Source organism: Streptomyces sp. NBC_00659, assembly GCF_036226925.1.
Taxonomy (GTDB): domain Bacteria; phylum Actinomycetota; class Actinomycetes; order Streptomycetales; family Streptomycetaceae; genus Streptomyces.
Genome location: NZ_CP109031.1, coordinates 8,084,381 through 8,103,060, shown reverse-complemented (window position 1 = coordinate 8,103,060; position 18,680 = coordinate 8,084,381). Strand labels below are relative to the sequence as shown.

At 71.1% G+C, this 18,680-nt stretch carries 19 protein-coding genes; 4 read left to right on the top strand and 15 right to left on the bottom strand.

What is annotated here, in order from left to right; all coding sequences use genetic code 11:
• Positions 1-30: 30 nt before the first annotated feature.
• The 12 genes from OG410_RS35400 to OG410_RS35350 all read right to left on the bottom strand — a co-directional run bounded on the left by OG410_RS35400 (position 31) and on the right by OG410_RS35350 (position 11,951).
• Positions 31-1,161: a polyprenyl synthetase family protein gene (locus tag OG410_RS35400; protein WP_329302872.1), complete on the bottom strand. Its 1,131-nt coding sequence runs from the start codon at positions 1,159-1,161 to the stop codon at positions 31-33.
• Positions 1,158-2,564 carry a hydroxysqualene dehydroxylase HpnE gene (gene hpnE, locus OG410_RS35395; protein ID WP_329302871.1) on the bottom strand — a complete coding sequence of 469 codons (1,407 nt, stop codon included), beginning with the start codon at positions 2,562-2,564 and terminating at the stop codon, positions 1,158-1,160. Before hpnE ends, OG410_RS35400 begins: the two co-directional genes overlap by 4 nt.
• The gene (locus OG410_RS42710; protein WP_443063837.1) at positions 2,561-2,701 is read right to left on the bottom strand and encodes a DUF6380 family protein; all 141 of its coding nucleotides are present in this window, start codon (positions 2,699-2,701) and stop codon (positions 2,561-2,563) included. Before OG410_RS42710 ends, hpnE begins: the two co-directional genes overlap by 4 nt.
• On the bottom strand, positions 2,701-3,651 hold the full coding sequence (gene hpnD / locus OG410_RS35390) for a presqualene diphosphate synthase HpnD (protein WP_329302870.1): 951 nt from the start codon (positions 3,649-3,651) through the stop codon (positions 2,701-2,703). The genes OG410_RS42710 and hpnD overlap by 1 nt, the downstream gene beginning before the upstream one ends.
• The gene (hpnC, locus tag OG410_RS35385) at positions 3,648-4,550 is read right to left on the bottom strand and encodes a squalene synthase HpnC (RefSeq protein WP_329302869.1); all 903 of its coding nucleotides are present in this window, start codon (positions 4,548-4,550) and stop codon (positions 3,648-3,650) included. Before hpnC ends, hpnD begins: the two co-directional genes overlap by 4 nt.
• A 369-nt stretch (positions 4,551-4,919) precedes the next feature.
• A complete protein-coding gene (locus OG410_RS35380; protein ID WP_443063933.1) occupies positions 4,920-5,717 on the bottom strand; it encodes an ABC transporter ATP-binding protein in 798 nt (265 codons plus the stop codon).
• Positions 5,692-6,621, bottom strand: coding sequence for an ABC transporter permease (locus OG410_RS35375; protein WP_329302867.1), 930 nt, complete (start codon positions 6,619-6,621; stop codon positions 5,692-5,694). The genes OG410_RS35380 and OG410_RS35375 overlap by 26 nt, the downstream gene beginning before the upstream one ends.
• Positions 6,622-6,718: 97 nt before the next feature.
• Positions 6,719-7,564, bottom strand: coding sequence for a glycosyltransferase family 2 protein (locus OG410_RS35370; RefSeq protein ID WP_387301319.1), 846 nt, complete (start codon positions 7,562-7,564; stop codon positions 6,719-6,721).
• A gap of 35 nt (positions 7,565-7,599) precedes the next feature.
• Positions 7,600-8,379, bottom strand: coding sequence for a CDP-alcohol phosphatidyltransferase family protein (locus tag OG410_RS35365; protein ID WP_329302865.1), 780 nt, complete (start codon positions 8,377-8,379; stop codon positions 7,600-7,602).
• The gene (locus OG410_RS35360) at positions 8,357-9,418 is read right to left on the bottom strand and encodes an iron-containing alcohol dehydrogenase family protein (protein ID WP_329302864.1); all 1,062 of its coding nucleotides are present in this window, start codon (positions 9,416-9,418) and stop codon (positions 8,357-8,359) included. The genes OG410_RS35365 and OG410_RS35360 overlap by 23 nt, the downstream gene beginning before the upstream one ends.
• Positions 9,406-10,158 (bottom strand): phosphocholine cytidylyltransferase family protein, encoded by a 753-nt coding sequence (locus tag OG410_RS35355; RefSeq protein ID WP_329302863.1) that lies wholly within the window; start codon positions 10,156-10,158, stop codon positions 9,406-9,408. The genes OG410_RS35360 and OG410_RS35355 overlap by 13 nt, the downstream gene beginning before the upstream one ends.
• Positions 10,155-11,951: a DUF5941 domain-containing protein gene (locus OG410_RS35350; protein WP_329304357.1), complete on the bottom strand. Its 1,797-nt coding sequence runs from the start codon at positions 11,949-11,951 to the stop codon at positions 10,155-10,157. Before OG410_RS35350 ends, OG410_RS35355 begins: the two co-directional genes overlap by 4 nt.
• Before the next feature lie 317 nt (positions 11,952-12,268).
• On the opposite strand from OG410_RS35350, the gene galE reads away from it, so the two are divergent.
• The 3 genes from galE to idi all read left to right on the top strand — a co-directional run bounded on the left by galE (position 12,269) and on the right by idi (position 15,228).
• Positions 12,269-13,249 carry a UDP-glucose 4-epimerase GalE gene (galE, locus tag OG410_RS35345; RefSeq protein ID WP_329302862.1) on the top strand — a complete coding sequence of 327 codons (981 nt, stop codon included), beginning with the start codon at positions 12,269-12,271 and terminating at the stop codon, positions 13,247-13,249.
• 135 nt (positions 13,250-13,384) lie between these two features.
• Positions 13,385-14,323 (top strand): cation diffusion facilitator family transporter, encoded by a 939-nt coding sequence (locus tag OG410_RS35340; RefSeq protein ID WP_329302861.1) that lies wholly within the window; start codon positions 13,385-13,387, stop codon positions 14,321-14,323.
• Between the two features lie 311 nt (positions 14,324-14,634).
• Positions 14,635-15,228, top strand: coding sequence for an isopentenyl-diphosphate Delta-isomerase (idi, locus tag OG410_RS35335; protein ID WP_329302860.1), 594 nt, complete (start codon positions 14,635-14,637; stop codon positions 15,226-15,228).
• A gap of 16 nt (positions 15,229-15,244) precedes the next feature.
• On the opposite strand, the gene OG410_RS35330 is transcribed toward idi, so the two are convergent.
• Positions 15,245-15,745: an ATP-binding protein gene (locus OG410_RS35330; RefSeq protein ID WP_326790709.1), complete on the bottom strand. Its 501-nt coding sequence runs from the start codon at positions 15,743-15,745 to the stop codon at positions 15,245-15,247.
• Positions 15,746-16,043: 298 nt separating this feature from the next.
• Here OG410_RS35330 and OG410_RS35325 point away from each other — a divergent pair, with 298 nt between their 5' ends.
• Complete coding sequence (locus OG410_RS35325) at positions 16,044-16,787, top strand: enoyl-CoA hydratase/isomerase family protein (RefSeq protein WP_329302859.1); 744 nt, start codon at positions 16,044-16,046, stop codon at positions 16,785-16,787.
• Positions 16,788-16,842: 55 nt separating this feature from the next.
• Here the strand turns inward: OG410_RS35325 and OG410_RS35320 are convergent, their stop codons facing one another.
• Positions 16,843-17,478, bottom strand: a complete 636-nt coding sequence (locus OG410_RS35320) for a DJ-1/PfpI family protein (protein WP_329302858.1) — start codon at positions 17,476-17,478, stop codon at positions 16,843-16,845.
• A gap of 226 nt (positions 17,479-17,704) precedes the next feature.
• The gene (locus OG410_RS35315; RefSeq protein ID WP_329302857.1) at positions 17,705-18,658 is read right to left on the bottom strand and encodes a GlxA family transcriptional regulator; all 954 of its coding nucleotides are present in this window, start codon (positions 18,656-18,658) and stop codon (positions 17,705-17,707) included.
• Positions 18,659-18,680: the final 22 nt, after the last annotated feature.

The window sequence follows — 18,680 nt, the reverse complement described above, 5'->3', positions numbered from 1 at the left end:
ACTACGCGAGGTTTATTCGACCGATAACGATCATCTCTTCCGCACGACGACGAAGTCGGCCAGCGCCACGAGCTGGGCGCGTACCTGCTCGGGCATCGGTACGGCGTCCAGCGCCTCGATGGCGATCGCGTGCTGGCGGCGTGCCTCCTGGGCGGTCCACTCGCGGCCGCCCGCCTCCTCGATGAGCGCGGCGCGCACGGCGAACTCCTCCTCGGAGAAGTTCTCGAAGTCACTGGCCTTGGCGTCCTCGGCGAGCAGCTCGCCGAGCCGCTCGGAGGCGGGGCCGCTCGCCGCGAGCGCGGCCACGACCGGCAGGGACTTCTTGCGCTGGCGCAGATCGCTCCAGGTCTGCTTTCCGGTGGCCTCCGGGTCGCCCCAGATGCCGAGGAGGTCGTCGACGGCCTGGAAGGCCAGGCCGAGGTGGTAGCCGTAGCGCTCCAGCGTGTCGGCGGTGAGGTCGTCGGCGCCGCCGAGGACCGCGCCGATGGAACAGGCACAGGCGAGCAGGGCGCCCGTCTTGTTGCCCTCCATCTCCAGGCACTCCTCGACGCTGACGCGGTCGCGGTGCTCGTAGGAGATGTCCTGGGCCTGGCCGTCGATCAGGGCCCGGGTGGCGGTGGTCAGACGCCGGGTGGCCCGGCCGGCCTCGACGGTGCCGAGCTCCAGCAGGACCTCGTTGGCCAGCGCGAACAGGGCGTCGCCGACCAGGATCGCCTGGGCGGGGCCGTGCACCTTCCAGACCGTGTCGCGGTGGCGGCGCTGTTCGTCGCCGTCCATCAGGTCGTCGTGCAGCAGCGAGAAGTTGTGCACCAGCTCGACGGCGACCGCGCCGGGGACGCCCACCTCGGGGGCCGCGCCGGCGGCCTGCGCGGAGAGCACGGCGAGCGCGGGGCGCACCGCCTTGCCGCCGTCGCCGTCCGCGGGGTTGCCCTCGGCGTCGATCCAGCCGAAGTGGTAGGCGGCGACGGTGTCCATGGGCGGTGCCAGCCGGCCGACAGCCGCCTTGAGCACCGGTGTGGCCAGGGTCCGGCCGCGCTCCAGGAGCGCGGTCACGTCCACCGCGTCGGCAGCCGTTTCGGCCGTGGGCACAGTGGGCACAATCTCTCCTCTTGTTGCGGAACCGGGGGTGCGGGGACCTGCCATGCTCCGGTCGAGCGTCATGCCGCCTCCTCGAAGAGTCCGAGGAGGTGGTCGCGGGGCCGGCCCAGGGCGCCCAGCGCGGCCTCAGCCGCACCGACTCCACTGCGAACCGCACTCTCCATGGTCGCGGGCCACCCTGTGGCGGTCCACGCTCCGGCCAGGTACAGGCCGGGAGCCTTGGTACGGGCACCGGGCCGCAGCAGCCCGACGCCCGGGGCGGGAGCGAACGTCGCGGTGCGCTCCCGGGTCACGAAGAAGTCCTTCACCCCGGCGCCGCGCGCACCGGGCAGCAGCCGCTCCAGCTCCGGCAGATACCGCTCCCGGAGCACGGCGACGGGCTCGTCGATCTCGTCCTGGGCGGCCGACTGCGACAGCGCCAGGTACTGCCCCTCCCGGAGCCCGGAGGCCTCGGTGCGGTCGAAGACCCACTGCACCGGGGAGCCCAGGGCCGCGAAGAAGGGCGCGGTGAGGACCTTGCGGTCGTAGACGACGTGGACGTTGAGGATCGGCGCGGTGCCGATGTCCAGAAGGCGCTCGGGGGCGTCGAGCGCTCCCTCGGGCAGGAGCTCGTGGGCCTCGCGCTGGGGTACGGCGAGGACGACGGTGTCGGCATCGATGCGCTCGCCGGGAACCTGAACGCTCCAACGGCCGTTCTCGTAAGGGGAGACGGAGGTGACGCGTGTACGGATCTCGGTACGTACGCCCGCGGAGTCGAGCGCCTTGCGGGCCAGGGTGTCATGCAGTTCGCCCAGCGGGACGCGCGCCCAGCCGATGTCGGCCGCGCCCGGGTCGGACAGCAGACCCGTCTTGAACACCATCGCGGCGAGCCCGAGCGAGGAGTCCTGGGCCACCGCGTTGAGGGTGGCGACCCCCACGAGGTCCCACAGTGCTTCGACGGCACGTCGCGACTGACCGTGCCCGGCGAGCCAGTCGCCGAAGTTCTGCGCGTCGAGCGCCGGATCCTTGAGGTCCAGCCCCTTGAGCGCGAGCGCGGCACGGCCGACCTTGGCACGCTCGGCGAGCGAGAGGTGCTGATAGGTCGCGAGGCTGCGCGCGAGGTGCAGCGGTACGGGCAGCGCGCTCCGGCCGATTCTGCCGAGCCGTCGTCCCGGCGGTGCCTCCGCGTCGAGAACGGGCACGTCGAGACGATCCTGCAGAGGCGCGAGCGCGGTCCCGTCGACGCGGTCGAGGAACCAGCGGTAGGCGGTGCAGCAGCGCAGGAAGACATGCTGTCCGTTGTCCACGGTGAGTTCGCCGCGCTGGAAGGAGAACGCGAGACCGCCGAGGCGCGGCCTGCCTTCGAGCAGGGTCACCCGGAGCCCGGCGTCGGCCAGCGCGAGCGCGGCGGTGATCCCGGCGAGCCCTCCGCCGATCACCACGGCGGTGGTCCGGCCGGAGTCGTCCGTGGACTCGACCTCGCTCATGACGCACCCTCCCCTGCGACCGCGCCGGGGTCGTCGAACGCTCCACGGCAGGCCGTTGCAGTCAGGGACGCCACCCGGCTCCGGAGGGTTGCCTGCCGCTTTTCGCCGGCCGCGTCACCGCGGCCCCTGGTGCCCATCAGACACGCCTCCGGACCGTACGGCGGGAGACGTGCCGGGCATCGAGGCCGGAGAGGCCGCGCACGGCGACGTACGCCTTCTCGCGTCCCGGCAGGGACACCCGGCCGCGCAGCACGGCCTCCGGCTCGCGCTCGATGCGGTCGAGAAGACGCCGGTAGATGCCCGCCATGGCCGCGACACAGGCGCCGCTGCGCCGGTCCAGCATGGGCAGCAGTCGGTAGCCCTCCGCGAAGAGGGCACGCGCCCGCCGTACCTCGAAGTGCACGAGACCCGCGAAGTCCGAGCCCGGCGGTGGAGTCGGCCCGGCGAACCCGGCCGAGCAGCCGAACTTGGCCAGGTCGTCGGCGGGCAGATAGGTGCGCCCGCCCTCGGCGTCCTCGCGGACGTCCCGCAGGATGTTCGTGAGCTGGAGCGCGAGCCCGAGCGTGTCGGCGTACTCCGGCGCGCGCTCCGCGCCACGCGCCCCCGGCTCGGTGCCGAAGACCCCGAGCGAGAGCCGCCCGATCGCTCCGGCCACGCACCGGCAGTAGACCTTCAGGTCGTCCCAGGTCTCGTACGTCTCACCGCGCACGTCCATCAGCACGCCGTCGATGAGCTCGTCCAGGCCCCCGAGGGGCACCGGGAAGTACCCGGCGGTGTGGCTGAGGGCGACCGCGACCGGGTCGGTGTCGTCCTCGGCGACGTCGCCCGCCCGGACGCGGGCGAGCAGCGCCCGGGTCTCCTCCAGGCGCGACGCCTTCACGTCCGGTGCCAGCGTGCCGTCGCCGATGTCGTCGACGCGCCGGGAGAACGCGTAGAGCGCCGACATCGCGCGGCGCTTGGACGTCGGCAGAAGCCTGATGCCGTACGCGAAATTACGAGCCTGCTGACCGGTCACCGCCTCGCAGTAGCTGTACGCGGCGAGTACCGGTGCGGACACGCGCTGTTCCGACTCCACGGTCCGGATCACCCCTCTCCTCGCAGAGTCACTCCCACCTCGCGCAGCAGCTGGAGCTTGCCGGGCTTGGGCGGGCCGGGAAGTACGTCGTATTCGGCGGCGGCGATCGCGCCGATCGCCGCCTTCCCCCCCGCGACGAACCCCGCGAGCAGCAGTTTCAGCCTGCCGTGGACGCTACCCACGAGGGGGGTGCCTTCATTCAGGAGGTTCAAGGCGCGTTCTGCTTCGTATGCAACCAGTGCTCGCACCGATGCGCCTGCTGTGGGGACGGCGAGATCCGCTTCGACGACGTGAAAGCGCTTCATGTCCTCGGCGGGCAGGTAGACGCGGTCGCGGCCGAGGTCCTCGGCCACGTCCTGGAGGTGCTCGACGATCTGGAGCGCCGTGCACACCGCGTCGGAGCGGCGGATCCGCTCGGGCGTGGACGTTCCGGTGACGGAGAGGACCAGACGGCCGACGGGGTTCGCGGAGAGTTCACAGTAGGCGAGCAGATCGTCGTAGGTCTCGTACCGCTTGACGAGCTGGTCCTGGCGGTTGGCCGCGATCAGGCCGAGGAAGGGCTCGGGGGTCAGACCCGCGCGGTGGACCGTGGGGCGCAGCCGGCGCAGCAGGGGGTGGCTCGGGGTCGAGTCGAACACGCGGTGAAGATCGGCTTCGAGTGCGTCGAGCAGGACCAGACGGTCGTCGGCGTCCGCGGCCGGCACGCCGAGGAGACGGGCGTCGGCGCCGCCGGGGGCGAGATCGCCGTCACCGATGTCGTCCACGAGGCGGGCGAAGCCGTAGACGGCCATCAGGTCGTCGCGCCAGGCCCTGGGCAGGAAGAACGGGGCCACGGGGAAGTTCTCGTCCGCGGCTTTGTCGAGGGTGCCGCGCTCCGGATCGCCGGTGCGGGCCGTCCCGGCTTGGGTCACCGCTCGCCGCCCGGCGCGAGGACGGCACACGCATCGCGGAGCTGGAGGGTCACCGTAGCCATTGCCGTCACATCTCCCGTTCTACACTGCCGACCCAACACTGCCCATTTCGGACACGCCGCCCGAAGATCCGCTCGGCGTGACGGTGCCAGGTGTCGCGTATTATCGCCCTACTTGACGCGTTTCAGCACCGGTACAGCTTACGTTGTACAACGCGGCACACTCCGCCGGGGTGTCCTGCACATCACAACAACACACCGATTGGCGTCAAGATTCCTCGCGCCGACGGGAGTTGACGTTTCCTTTGCAGACGCAGGGCCCCGCCGGAGAGTTCCGGCGGGGCCCTGATCCTGTCCTGGGCGAATCGGGCTACTTGCCCGTGAACTTCTCGTACTCCTTGAGGACGTCCGCGGTCGGGCCGTCCATGCGCAGCTCGCCGTGCTCCAGCCACAGCACGCGGTCGCAGGTGTCGCGGATCGACTTGTTGTTGTGGCTCACCAGGAACACCGTGCCCGCGCTCTTGCGCAGCTCGCGGATGCGCGCCTCGGACCGCTTCTGGAAGGAGCGGTCTCCGGTCGCGAGGGCCTCGTCGATCATCAGCACGTCGTGGTCCTTGGCCGCCGCGATCGAGAAGCGCAGCCGGGCCGCCATGCCGGAGGAGTACGTCCGCATCGGCAGGGTGATGAAGTCGCCCTTCTCGTTGATGCCCGAGAAGTCGACGATCTCCTGGTAGCGCTCCCTGACCTGATCACGGGACATGCCCATGGCGAGACCGCCCAGGATGACGTTCCGCTCGCCGGTGAGGTCGTTCATCAGGGCCGCGTTCACGCCGAGCAGCGAGGGCTGGCCGTCGGTGAAGACCTTGCCCTTCTCCGCGGGAAGCAGACCGGCGATGGCCCGCAGCAGCGTGGACTTGCCGGAGCCGTTCGAGCCGATCAGTCCGATGGCCTCGCCCCGGTACGCGGTGAAGGAGACACCTCTGACGGCGTGCACCTTGCGGACACCGCGCTCCTCGCCGCGCTTGATGATGCGGCTGAGGGCGGATGTGGCGCTGCCCTTGCCGGTCTTGGCGCCGTTCACGCGGTACACGATGTGCAGTTCGTCCGCGATGACGGTCGGGATGTGCGACCTCTGCTCGAGCTCAGCCACGGCCGTACCTCTCTTCAGCCTTCCAGAAGTAGACGAACCCGCCGACGGCCGTGCCCACGGCCCAGAAGACGGCGAGGGCCCACACGTGCGGCGGCAGGTTGGAGGAGCCGTAGCCGTCGATGAGCGCGAAGCGCATCAGCTCCATGTAGACGGCGGCCGGGTTCGCCTGCAGCACGCGGGCGATCCATTCGGGGCGGCTGGCCAGCATGGCGCTGATGGAGAACATGACACCGGAGGCGTACATCCAGGTGCGCAGGATGAACGGCATGAGCTGGGCGAGGTCGGGCGTCTTCGCGCCCATCCGCGCCACGATCAGCGCGAGGCCGGTGTTGAACAGGAATTGCAGGAACAGCACCGGGACGATCAGCAGCCAGGACAGGCCCGGGTAGCTGCCGAAGCCGATCGCCACGATGAACAGCACGATCATCGAGAAGAGCAGCTGCTGGAGCTGCTGGAGGGCGAACGAGATCGGCAGCGAGGCACGCGGGAAGTGCAGCGCGCGCACCAGTCCCAGGTTGCCCGAGATCGCCCGCACACCCGCCATGACCGAGTTCTGCGTGAAGGTGAACACGAAGACGCCGGTCACCAGGAACGGGATGTACACGTCGTGTGGAACGCCGCGGTTGGCCTTCAAGATCAGCCCGAAGATCAGGAAGTAGACGAACGCGTTGAGCAGCGGCGTCACCACCTGCCAGAGCTGGCCCAGCTTGGCCTGGCTGTACTGGGCGGTGAGCTTCGCCTGCGAGAAGGCGAGGATGAAGTGCCGCCGGCCCCACAGCTGACGCACGTACTGGCCCAGCCCGGGCCGGGCGCCGCTGACCGCGAGGCCGTACTTGGCGGCCAGTTCGGCCGCGGAAAGCCCGTCATCGGGCGACGGCCGGTCGCTCACCGCGACTCCGCCGTCATGCGTGGTCTCACTCACAAGGGGAACTTTCGTCTTCAAGATGCGCACAGCCGGTTGGAACGTGGGCATGAGCCGGGAACCGGGTAGGGCCCGAGTGCTCTCAGGGTCGAGCTTGTCAGATGACCGGAGGCCGGCCCAGTCGGGTCAGCCGCCACACCGTGCGCCACCTCATGGGACGCCTCGGTCCGCAGGGACTCCTCCAGCCTTCCCTGAATCCACCGAACCAGGCCCGCAGCGCGGCCCGCGAGGGGCGGCGCAGCAGCGTCAGGAGCATCCAGACGCCGAGGTAGACCGGGACGAGTGGTGCGGGAAGGTTGCGGCGCGCGAGCCAGACGCGGTTGCGGGCCACCATCCGGTGGTACACCGCGTGCCGCGAGGGGGCGGTCGTCGGGTGGTACAGCACCATGTCGGAGCGGTAGTCGATCATCCAGCCGGCGTCGAGGGCCCGCCAGGCCAGGTCGGTCTCCTCATGGGCGTAGAAGAACGCGTCCGGGAGTCCGCCGACCTCGGCGAGGACCTTCGTACGGACCGCGTTGGCGCCGCCGAGGAACGTGGTGACGCGTGAGGAGCGCATCGGGTCGGCGGCGCGCAGCCGCGGCACGTGGCGGCGCTGGGTCTCACCGGACTCGGGGTCGGCGATCCGGAAGCTGATGATGCCGAGCTCCGGGTCGTCGGCGAAGGCCCGGCGGCACAGTTCGGCCGTGTCGTGGTGGGCCAGCAGGCCGTCGTCGTCCAGGAAGAGGAGGACGTCCACGTCGGTGCCGCCGGGGCCGAAGGCCTCGATGCCGACGTTGCGGCCGCCGGGGATGCCGAGGTTCTCGGGCAGCTCGACGGTCCGGACCCCCGCGGGGACGTCCGGGACGGGTGAGCCGTTGCCGACCACGACCACCTCGACGCGGTCGCCGTCCTGCTTGGCGACGGAGTCGAGAAGGGCCCTGAGCTCGTCGGGGCGGTTGCCCATGGTGATGATCACCGCGCCGACCTTCGTCGCCGTACTCACTTGAGCCTGCTCGAAGCGAGGATGGACACCAGGTGCAGCACGGTCTGCAGGAGCGCGATACCGGCGAGCACGGCGGTGCCGAGCCGGGTGAAGAACAGGTCGCCGTTGATCTGGTCCACGATCGCGAGGAGCAGGATCAGCAGGGACGCCTCGATGCCGAGGATCAGCCGGTGGAACTTGAGCGCGGCGGCGGCCCTGCGGGCCAGCGCCACGCCCGAGGAGCGGGGCTCGGCGGCGGACTCCTGGACCGGCGGCAGCCCGCCCTGGTGGCGGGCGACACCGACGAGGTCGGTCTCCGCCTTGATCAGGATCGCGCCGAGGGCGGCCAGCGTGCCGAGGAAGGCCCACAGCCAGTCGATACGTCCCTCTCCCCACAGGTCCGCGGCGCGCAGGCCGAGGCCGACGAGGACGGCCGCGTCGGTGAGATAGGCGCCGACGCGGTCGAGATAGACCCCGCCGAGCGAGTACTGCTTCTTCCAGCGCGCGATCTCGCCGTCGACGCAGTCGAGCAGCAGATAGAGCTGGACCATCACCACGCCCAGCACCGCGCCCGTGATCCCGGGCACCAGCAGGGCGGGGGCCGCGAGCACGCCGCAGAGGGTCATCAGGTACGTGAGCTGGTTGGGCGTGATCCTGGTGTTCACCAGGTAGCGGTCGCAGCGCAGCGAGATCTCCCGCATGTACAGGCGTCCCGCCCAGTGCTCACCGCTGCGCCGGTCCTTCACCCCCGGGGGATGAACGACGGGGCGGAGTTCAGCTACCGATGGCCTTGGCATAGTCGGAGTAGATGTCCTTGATCTGGTGGGTGTTCAGGTCGAGATGTTCGAGGATCGTGTAGCGGCCGGGCCGGGTCTGCGGAGCGAACTCCACGACCTGGACGAACTCGTCCACGGTGAAGCCGATCTCCTCGGGCAGCACCGGCAGTCCGTGCCGGCGCAGCACCTGGGCCATGAACACGGCGTCGTCGTGGGCGCCGCGCAGATACATCGCGAAGGCCGCCCCCAGGCCGCACTGCTCGCCGTGGCTCGCGGCGCGCTTGGGGAAGAGGAGGTCGAAGGCGTGGTTGATCTCGTGGCAGGAGCCGGAGGCGGGCCGGGAGTCGCCCGAGATCGACATCGCGATGCCGGTGAGGACGAGCGCCTCGGCGAGGACCTGGAGGAAGGCGTTGTCGCCGACGCCCCCGGGGTGCCTGAGCACGGCCTCGCCCGCCTGGCGCGCCATGGCGGCGGCCAGTCCGTCGATCTTCTCGCCCTTGACGCGGTTGGACAGTTCCCAGTCCGCGATCGCGTTGATGTTGGAGACGGCGTCCCCGATGCCCGCCCGGACGAACCGGACCGGCGCGTCACGGATGACGTCGAGGTCGATGACCACGGCGATCGGGTTCGGCACGCCGTAGGAGCCGCGGCCCGCGTCGTTGTCGAGGGTGGCGACCGGCGAGCACAGGCCGTCGTGCGCGAGGTTGGTGGGCACGGCGACCAGCGGCAGTCCGACCCGCGCGGCGGCGAACTTGGCACAGTCGATGATCTTGCCGCCGCCCAGGCCCACGACGGCGTCGTAGTGCCCGGCCCTTATGGCGCCGGCCAGCTTGATCGCGTCGTCGAGCGTGCCGCCGCCGACCTCGTACCAGGTGGCACCGGGCAGGGCCGGGGCGATCCGGTCGCGCAGCCGGGCGCCCGAGCCGTTGCTGACCGCGATGGCCAGCTTGCCCGAGTGCGAGATGCGCTCGTCGCTGAGCACGCTCGCCAGGTCGTCCAGGGCACCGGGACGGATGTCGACGACGACCGGCGAGGGGATGAGCCTCGTCAGTACTGGCACGCGATCTCACGTCCCTTGGCGAGGTCGTCGTGGTTGTCGATCTCGACCCACTTGACCTCCCCGATCGGCGCGACGTCGATCCGGAAGCCGCGGTTGACGAGCTCCTGGTAGCCGTGCTCGTAGAACTGCTGCGGGTCGGTCTCCCACACCGTCTTCAGGGCGTCGGCCAGCTCGGCGGCGGCGACGCCCTCGATGAGGGTCACACCGATGTACTCGCCGGTGGCCTCGGACGGCTCCATGAGCTTGGTGATCTTCTGGACGCCCTTGTCGGGGTCCACGACGACCTTCATCTCCTCGTCGGCGAGCTTCTTCACCGTGTCGAGGGCGAGGATGATCCTCTTGCCGTCGCCGCGGGCGGCGAGCAGCGTCCGCTCGACGGAGACCGGGTGCACGGTGTCGCCGTTGGCGAGGATCACGCCGTCCTTGAGGGCGTCACGTCCGCACCACAGGGAGTAGGCGTTGTTCCACTCCTCGGCCTTGTCGTTGTCGATGAGGGTGATCTTGAGGCCGTACTTCTCCTCGAGAGCGGCCTTGCGGTCGTAGACGGCTTCCTTGCGGTAGCCGACGATGATGCCGACCTCGGTCAGGCCGATCTCGGCGAAGTTGCCGAGGGTCAGGTCCAGGACCGTGATGGAGTCCTCTATGCCCGCGGGGCCAACCGGCACGAGAGCCTTGGGGAGGCTGTCGGTGTAGGGGCGCAGACGCCTTCCGGCGCCGGCCGCCAGCACGAGGCCGATCATGCGGGTTCTCCTTCATCGTGTACGGCGGGCGCCCCGGAGGACACCCAGAAGCGGATGCTCTCGACGAGCACCAGCAGTGCCACGGCCACGGCGAGTGCCGTGAGCGCGACCTTGAACTGTGCGGCGGTGAGCAGCGCGGCCAGGACGGTGACCAGCAGCGTCCTGCCTTCGTGCCCGCCGATCGCCCGCACCAGCCAGTGCGGGGGGGCTCCGGCGTCTCCGCGAATGCGGTACACCGTGTCGTAGTGATGGTAGGCGACCGCGGCCACCAGGCCGAAAGCTGCCGGAAGCGCTCCGTTCACGTCGGCGTTGACCGCCAGCGCCAGAACGGTGAGGTACTCGGCCGCGCGGAAGAACGGCGGGACCAGCCAGTCGAGGGCGCCCTTGAGGGGTCTGAGCAGGGCGGCGGGCGACAGCAGGACGTAGACGAGGGCACCGAGCACGGGCAGCCAGCTGCCGTACGGGGCGAGTGCGGCGGATGTCACGACGACCGCCCCGGCGACGAGGGCGACCACGGCCGGGGCGACGCGCGTGAGGCGGCCCGCGTAGCGGGTCAGGTACTCGGCGAGCGCGCCGGAGTCGGTGAGGTCCGCCAGCGCGCGGGCGGCGCGGTCCGTGCGGCGCGCCTTGCGGGTGAGCGAGCGCAGGACCCGGCCCGCCGTGGTGTAGGTGGCCGCGAAGGCGCAGCCGACGAGCAGCGCGTAGAAGGTGATGCGGGGGGTCGTCAGCGCCGTGAGGACGGCGATCATCGCCCATCGTTCGCCGATGGGCAGGACTATCATCCGGCGCACCCAGACCGTCCAGCCGACGCTGTCGAGCTTGCCCGAGAGGGCCGCGGTGGGGCTGGTGTTGGCCGTGGCGTCGTGGTTCGCCTCGTTGAAGGAGAAGTCCACGACGTGCCGGCAGGTCTGGAGGATCATCGCGCCGAGGGCGAGCGCCCACACGTCGTCGCCGCCGCGGGCCGCGCCGAGCGCGAGTCCCGCGTAGTAGGCGTACTCCTTGGCGCGGTCGAAGGTCGCGTCCAGCCAGGCGCCGAGCGTGGAGTACTGCAGGGAGTAGCGGGCGAGCTGTCCGTCCGTGCAGTCCAGGACGAAGGAGAACATCAGCAGCAGCCCGGCCGCGACGAAGCCGGCGCGGGTGCCGGTGGCGGCGCAGCCCGCGGCGATCAGCGCGGTGATCAGCGACGCGGTGGTGACCTGGTTCGGGGTCAGGCCGCGGCGGGCGCACCAGCGGGCGATGTAGCGCGAGTACGGGCTGATGCAGTACGTGGTGAAGAACCCGTCGCGGGCCTTGACGGCACTGCGCAGCCGTACGGCCTCGTCGTCGACGGCCAGGACGGCCTGCCGGACGCCGTTGCGCTCCTGCGGGTCGGCGGGGACCGCGGCGACGAGGGTGCCGAGTTCCGGGCGGTGCACGGAGAGGCCGTCCGCTTCGAGTGCCTCGCCGAGGCGCTCGACGAGGTTCTCGGGGGCCACGGCGGCGTTGCCGGCGGCCACGCTCTCCCGGGTCACGGCGCGGGTCAGGGCCCGCCGGGCCTCGGGCTGCACGGAGACGGCGCCGGGTATGGCGGAGGCCGCGAAGCGGGGGTCGGTCAGGCCGAGACGCAGGGCGTGCACATGCCCGACGAAGCGGGCGTCCACGACGGCGACCCGCTCGTTCGCATGCACGGTGGCGAGCAGGGTCTCGGTCTCGCCCGCGTCGGACGCGGGACGCACGTCGAAGCCGAGCGACCGCAGATCGCCCTCGAGCGACGATCCGGGGACCGGCTGGCCGGTGAGGATGGCGGTCGGCAGCGAACTCACTCCCTGGGTGCCGGCGCGACCTGGCGCCGGCGTGTGCGTGATGGGATGGCGCCCCCGGCATGGCGGCGGCCCCGGCGGCATGTCGGCAGAGGCTATCGGATGAACGGAAGCAGCCGTTCACCGCCTGTTCACGGCCCGATCAACCGGTTTTGTCCGGCAGGCGCCGCGATCATCATCAGGGATCGCGGGCCCGGGTCACAAGCGCGGCTTCACGGACCGGCACATTCCCGGCATGACGTACGGCACCCGGCCTCGCCGAAACCGGGGCGCCCCGGACACGGCGCCGGACCCGCATAGGGTGGTCGTCCATGACATGGCTGATCACAGGCGGGGCCGGATACATCGGGGCACACGTGGCGCGGGCGATGGCGGAGGCCGGGGAGCGCGTCGTCGCCCTCGACGACCTGTCGACCGGGGCACCGAAACGGCTTCCGGAGAGCATCCCCCTCGTCCAGGGGTCGTCGCTGGACGGTGATCTGCTCAAGCGGGTCCTGGCGGAGCACGGGATCACGGGTGTCGTGCACCTCGCCGCCCGCAAGCAGGTCGGCGAGTCCGTGGCCGAGCCGACGCGCTACTACCGGGAGAACGTGGGCGGCCTCGCGACGCTTCTGGACGCGGTGGCCGGGGCGGGCGTCGAGCGGTTCGTGTTCTCCTCCTCGGCGGCCGTCTACGGCAACCCCGATGTGGACCTCATCACGGAGGGCACCCCCTGTGCCCCGATGAGCCCCTACGGCGAGACGAAGCTCGCGGGCGAGTGGCTGGTCCGTGCGGCGGGCCGGGCGCACGGTATCGCCACGGTGTGCCTGCGCTACTTCAACGTGGCGGGAGCGGGCGCGCCGGAGCTCGCCGACACCGGGATCTTCAACATCGTCCCGATGCTGTTCGACCGCCTCACCCGCGGCGAGGCCCCGCGGATCTTCGGCGACGACTACCCGACGCCGGACGGCACCTGCGTACGCGACTACATCCATGTCGCCGACCTCGCCGAGGCGCATCTCGCGGCGGTCCGGCGGCTGACGGACGGGGCGAGTGGTGATCTGACGGTGAACATCGGCCGGGGCGAGGGTGTCTCCGTACGGGAGCTCGTGGCGCTCGTCGCCGAGGTCACCGGGAACCCCGCGCGGCCCCTCGTCGAACCGCGCCGCCCCGGCGACGCCCCCCGCGCGGTCGCCTCGGCCGCCCTGGCCGCCGAGGAACTGGGCTGGGGCGCGCGGCGCGAGGTGCGCGAGATGGTGGAGTCGGCCTGGCGGGGCTGGCTGCTGCACCACCCGGAGATCACCGGCGCATGACCGCGTCAATGCTCTGACCTGCGGATCGTTTCCGCAGGTCAGAGCATATGACAACGGTGTTCAGTGCCGCGTTGCCCGATACCCCCCGCCCGTAGTTGACTGTCACGACCGAGCGGAAAACAGGAGGCGGCTTCCATGGGGGCTGGGCACGACCACGGGCACGCGCACGGCGCTCCCCGGTCCGGTACGGCGACGGCCGCGTACCGCGGGAGGCTGCGTGTCGCGCTGGCGATCACCCTCACCGTCATGGTCGTCGAGATCTTCGGCGGCATCCTCGCCGATTCGCTCGCGCTCGTCGCGGACGCTGCGCACATGGCGACGGACGCGCTGGGTCTCGGCATGGCCCTGCTCGCGATCCACTTCGCGGCCCGCCCGCCGAGCGAGAAACGCACGTTCGGCTACGCGCGGGCCGAGATCCTCGCCGCGCTCGCCAACTGTCTGCTGCTGCTCGTCGTCGGCGGCTATGTGCTCGTCGAGGCGGTCCAGCGCTTCATCACGCCCGCGGACACCCACGGCGGACTGACGATCGCGTTCGGCGTGTTCGGCCTGGTCGCCAACACGGTCTCGCTGACGCTGCTGATGCGCGGGCAGAAGGACAGCCTGAACGTACGGGGCGCCTTCCTGGAGGTCGCGGCGGACGCGCTGGGCTCGGTGGCGGTCATCGTCGCCGCCGTGGTGATCATGACCACCGGCTGGCAGGCGGCGGACCCGATCGCCTCGATCGCCATCGCCCTGATGATCGTCCCGCGCACCTGGAAGCTGCTCCAGGAGACGCTCGACGTGCTCCTGGAGGCGGCGCCCAAGGGGGTCGACATGGCGGACGTACGTGCCCACATCCTGGCCCTCGACGGTGTCGAGGACATCCACGACCTGCACGCCTGGACCATCACCTCCGGCATGCCGGTGCTCTCCGCGCACGTGGTCGTCAGCTCCGACGTCCTGAACGCGATCGGCCACGAGAAGATGCTGCACGAGCTCCAGGGCTGTCTGGGTGTCCACTTCGATGTCGAGCACTGCACGTTCCAGCTGGAGCCGAGCGGCCACGCCGAGCACGAGGCGAAGCTCTGCCACTGACGCGCGGCCGGACGGCGGCGCCCTTCGCGGGGCAGGGCGGCACCGGGACATCCGCAGGCGGCGCCCGACGGGCACGGCCTGCGCGGCCGGGCGCCGAAGGAGGTGCCGTCCGAACATCCGACGGCTCTCGTCCTCGACGATTCCGTGCCGGTGGCACCGGGCACGATCAGGTATCCGGCGGCATTCGGCGCCCGGGGCCGTGTGTCCCGCCACGGGACCCCGGGGCGGGACATGCGGAGAGTCGCGAAGTGCCGGGAGTGCCGGTTTCGTACGGCAGACTTGGTGCTGGAAAACCGATGCGAAGGATGGGTATGCCGATCACACCTGCCACCGCGACGCACAGTTCGTCGAACGGCACCGCTGAAGCGATCTTGCTGGAACTGGTCGACGAGGACGGCAACACGATCGGTACGGCGGAGAAGCTCGCGGCCCATCAGGCCCCGGGACAGCTGCACCGGGCGTTCTCGGTGTTCCTCTTCGACGAACAGGGCCGGCTGCTGCTCCAGCAGCGCGCGCTCGGCAAGTACCACTCCCCCGGCGTCTGGTCGAACACCTGCTGCGGCCACCCCTACCCGGGCGAGGCACCCTTCGCGGCGGCGGCCCGGCGGACGTACGAGGAGCTCGGGGTGTCACCGACGCTGCTGGCCGAGGCGGGCACGGTCCGCTACAACCACCCGGACCCGGACTCGGGCCTGGTGGAGCAGGAGTACAACCATCTGTTCGTCGGAATGGTGCAGTCGGCGCCGCGGCCCGACCCGGAGGAGGTCGGTTCGACGGCCTTCGTGACCGCCGTCGAGCTGGCGGAGCGGCACGCGAAGGACCCCTTCTCGGCGTGGTTCATGACGGTGCTGGACGCGGCCCGTCCGGCGATGCGGGAGCTGACGGGTCCGTCCGCGGGCTGGTAGCCGGTCCGGCGGACGCTCAGACGCTCGGAGCGAGCGGCAGGGCGGCCCAGATCACCTTGCCGCCGCCCGCGGTGTACTCGACGTCGCACCCTCCGCCGTACTCCCTGGTCACCTCGCGCACCAGCAGCAGGCCCCGGCCTCCGGTCTGGCCGTGGTCGGCCTCCAGAGCGGTCGGACGGTAGGGGTGGTCGTCCTCGACGGACACCCGCACCCAGTCGGCGCCGACCGCGACCTCCACCGCGAGCATGGGCGACAGAAGTGCCGCGTGCTTGACGGCGTTCGTGACCAGTTCGGAGACGATCAACAACAGTCCCTGAACGACATCGTCCGAGACCGGCACCCCCTGGCGGGCCAGCAGGTCGCGGACGGCGTGCCGCGCCTGCGGCACCGAGGCGTCGACTGCGGCGGCGGTGAACCGCCACACCCCCTCGTACGGCAGCGGTCCGGGCGATCTGACGTCGGGAGTCGCAACTCCGCCTTCGGGGCTAGGGTCGGACCCCCGCCCGAGGTTGTCCATCGTCCGGTCGCCACCCTTGCGCTCGATTGTCACCACACGTCGAGTGTTGGTAATGCGCCGGTCCGTACCGGTTGACTGAACAGAAGTCAGCAGTTATCGCCGATTTTTGATCGCGAATGCAAGACAAAGCCAGTTCTATGACAACTCTTGTCGCTTTCGTGCCGCCTTTCGAAACTCTTCGGGTTGTACGGGTTTGTCCTGGGACTGGCACGATTCGTTCCCCGCGGCTCCGTCGCCCGCACGGCGGTCCGCGACCATGATCGGAGTGCGGCCGGCCGCTCCGGATAGCATCCGGCGTATGGAGCCGCAGCTGTTGCACCACGTCGGCGACGGGGTCGCCACCGTCGTCATCCACCACCCCGCCAAGCGGAACGCCATGACGACGCCGATGTGGCGAGCGCTGCCGCCGCTGCTGGACACGCTGAGCACGCGCGCCGACGTACACGCGCTCGTACTCACCGGCGAGGGCGGCACCTTCTGCGCCGGGGCCGACATCTCGACACTGCGGGAGTCGCCGGACGAGGCTCAGGGCCTCGCCGTCCTCGCCGAGGAGGCGCTCGCCGCGTTCCCGAAGCCGACTCTCGCCGCGATCCGCGGCTACTGCGTGGGCGGCGGGTCCCAGCTCGCGGCCGCCTGCGATCTGCGGTTCGCCCAGGAGGGCTCGCTGTTCGGGGTGACTCCGGCGAAGCTCGGCATCGTCTATCCGGCTTCCTCCACGCGGAGACTGGCGGCCCTGGTGGGGCCCTCCGCCGCCAAGTACCTGCTCTTCTCGGGCGAGTTGATCGACACCGGGCGCGCGCTGCGCACCGGTTTCGTGGACGAGGTGCTGCCCGAGGGCGAACTCGACAAGCGGGTCGCGGAGTTCACCCGCGTCCTGGCCGCGCGCTCCCTCATGACCCAGGCGGCCGCGAAGGAGTTCGTGAACGGGCGCACGGACCGTGACGCCCACTGGACACAGCAGGCGCGGGCCGGCGGCGACACCGCGGAGGGGGTCGCCGCCTTCCTCGAACGCAGGCAGCCGCACTTCACGTGGGCTCCCTGAGGGCTCGCCGGACTCCTTGGGCAGCGCCTCGGGCGGCAGCGGGAGTCCCCCGCGGCTACGTCAGGAGGAAACGGCTCTTGCTCCGGAACTCCTCGACGAGGTGCGCGGGCGCCTTGTCCGGGGACCCGGCGTCGTAGGGCGGCTGCGGGTCGTACTCGGTCAGCAACTGGACCCCCTGGGCGTGTTCGTCCCCGGCGATACGGCCGAGCAGGGTGAGGCCCATGTCGATGCCGGAGGAGACTCCGGCCGCGGTCACGTACTTGCCGTCGAACACGACCCGCTCCCCCGTCGGCTCGGCGCCGAACCGCTTCAGTTGGTCGAGGGCCAGCCAGTGGGAGGTGGCCCGGCGGCCCTCCAGGAGCCCCGCCGCGGCGAGCAGCAGGGACCCGGTGCACACCGAGGTCGTCCAGAGGCTGGTGGCGTCGGCCGCCCGCAGCCAGTCGAGCAGGACCTGGTTGTCCATCTGGGCACTCTGGCCGGGCCCTCCCGGTACGAGCACGATGTCCGGGCGCGGAACCTCCGCGAGACTCTTGTCCGCGGTCAGCGCGAGCCGGCCGGTGTCGGAACGGACCGGGCCGGGGCGCTCGGCGACGAACACGGTGTCCGCTTCCGGCAGCCGGCCGAGCATCTCGTACGGGCCCACGGCGTCCAGGGCGGTGAAGCGGTCGAAGAGGACGATGGCGAGCTGCATCGGGGGCCTTTCGGTGAAGGGGTGTGCTGCGGGTGTGTGGGGTGCCGGCGGCATCGGGGAGCCGCCCGGCACACACGGGGAGCTGAGGGGCGTACCGCGGGTCTGCGGGGTGCGAACGAGGTCAGGGAGCCGCCCGGACACGGGGCGCGGCGAGGAGCGGGGCAGGGCCGAAGAAGGGGGCAGGTACCGAGGGCAGGGTGTCGGCCCGCGCGGGGTGGCGGGGACGTCAGCCGGTGGGAGCCGGCCGGAAACGGCGCCGGTATTCGGCGGGTGCCGAGCCGAGGAACTTCACGAAGGCGCGGCGCATGGCTTCGGGCGTGCCGTAGCCGCAGGCCCGGGAGACCTCCTCGATGCCGTCGGTGGTGTCCTCCAGGAGACGGCGGGCGTGTTCGAGCCGTACCCGCTCGACGTAGCGGCCGGGCGTCGTGCCCGTCTCCGTCCGGAAGGCACGAGCGAAGTGGCGGGGCGAGAGGCGGGCGCGGACCGCGAGCGACTCGACGCTCAGGTCGTCGCCCGGATGCTCGGAGATCCAGTGCTGGACCTCGCGCAGCGGTTCGCGGCGCGCCGTCTGGGCGGCGAGCTGGGCGCTGAACTGGGCCTGGTTGCCCGGCCGCCGGAGGAAGACGACGAGATGGCGGGCGACGGTGAGGGCGGCGTCACGGTCCAGGTCCTCCTCCACGAGGGCGAGGGCCAGGTCGATGCCGGAGGTGACGCCCGCGGAGGTGGACACGTTCCCGTCGCGTACGTAGATGGGGTCGGGGTCGACCGTGACCGCCGGGTGGTCGCGGGCGAGGCTGTCGCAGTAGGCCCAGTGGGTCGTCGCGCGACGGCCGTCGAGCAGGCCCGCCGCCGCGAGCAGGGCGGCGCCCGTGCACACCGAGACCAGGCGCTCGGCGCGCGGGCCGTGGGCGCCGAGCCAGCCGGTCAGACGGGGATCCGGACGCCGGGTTCCGCTGCCGCCGGGAACCAGCAGGGTGTGCGGGGCCGCCGTGTCGGCGAGCGCCTGGTCCGGGACCAGGACGAGGCCGCTGGAGGAGCGGACCGGGGAGCCGTCCAGGGAGGCCGTGCGGATGCGGTACGAGCCGCCGCGGTAGGTCTCGGCGCCCGCGAACACCTCCAGGGGGCCGGTGACATCGAGGCTCTGCACGCCGTCGAAGAGGACGATCAGGACCGTTCGCATGTCTCGATTCTCGACCGGTGGG

Excerpts from the sequence above, each read along its gene's own strand:
- hpnE (WP_329302871.1), bottom strand. The coding sequence starts at position 2,564 with ATGAGCGAGGTCGAGTCCACGGACGACTCCGGCCGGACCACCGCCGTG.
- OG410_RS35340 (WP_329302861.1), top strand. The coding sequence starts at position 13,385 with ATGGGGGCTGGGCACGACCACGGGCACGCGCACGGCGCTCCCCGGTCC.
- idi (WP_329302860.1), top strand. The coding sequence starts at position 14,635 with ATGCCGATCACACCTGCCACCGCGACGCACAGTTCGTCGAACGGCACC.
- OG410_RS35370 (WP_387301319.1), bottom strand. The coding sequence starts at position 7,564 with ATGGGCAACCGCCCCGACGAGCTCAGGGCCCTTCTCGACTCCGTCGCC.
- OG410_RS42710 (WP_443063837.1), bottom strand. The coding sequence starts at position 2,701 with ATGGGCACCAGGGGCCGCGGTGACGCGGCCGGCGAAAAGCGGCAGGCA.
- OG410_RS35330 (WP_326790709.1), bottom strand. The coding sequence starts at position 15,745 with ATGGACAACCTCGGGCGGGGGTCCGACCCTAGCCCCGAAGGCGGAGTT.
- OG410_RS35325 (WP_329302859.1), top strand. The coding sequence starts at position 16,044 with ATGGAGCCGCAGCTGTTGCACCACGTCGGCGACGGGGTCGCCACCGTC.
- galE (WP_329302862.1), top strand. The coding sequence starts at position 12,269 with ATGACATGGCTGATCACAGGCGGGGCCGGATACATCGGGGCACACGTG.
- OG410_RS35365 (WP_329302865.1), bottom strand. The coding sequence starts at position 8,379 with ATGCCAAGGCCATCGGTAGCTGAACTCCGCCCCGTCGTTCATCCCCCG.
- OG410_RS35315 (WP_329302857.1), bottom strand. The coding sequence starts at position 18,658 with ATGCGAACGGTCCTGATCGTCCTCTTCGACGGCGTGCAGAGCCTCGAT.
- OG410_RS35320 (WP_329302858.1), bottom strand. The coding sequence starts at position 17,478 with ATGCAGCTCGCCATCGTCCTCTTCGACCGCTTCACCGCCCTGGACGCC.
- OG410_RS35400 (WP_329302872.1), bottom strand. The coding sequence starts at position 1,161 with ATGACGCTCGACCGGAGCATGGCAGGTCCCCGCACCCCCGGTTCCGCA.
- OG410_RS35355 (WP_329302863.1), bottom strand. The coding sequence starts at position 10,158 with ATGATCGGCCTCGTGCTGGCGGCCGGCGCCGGAAGGCGTCTGCGCCCC.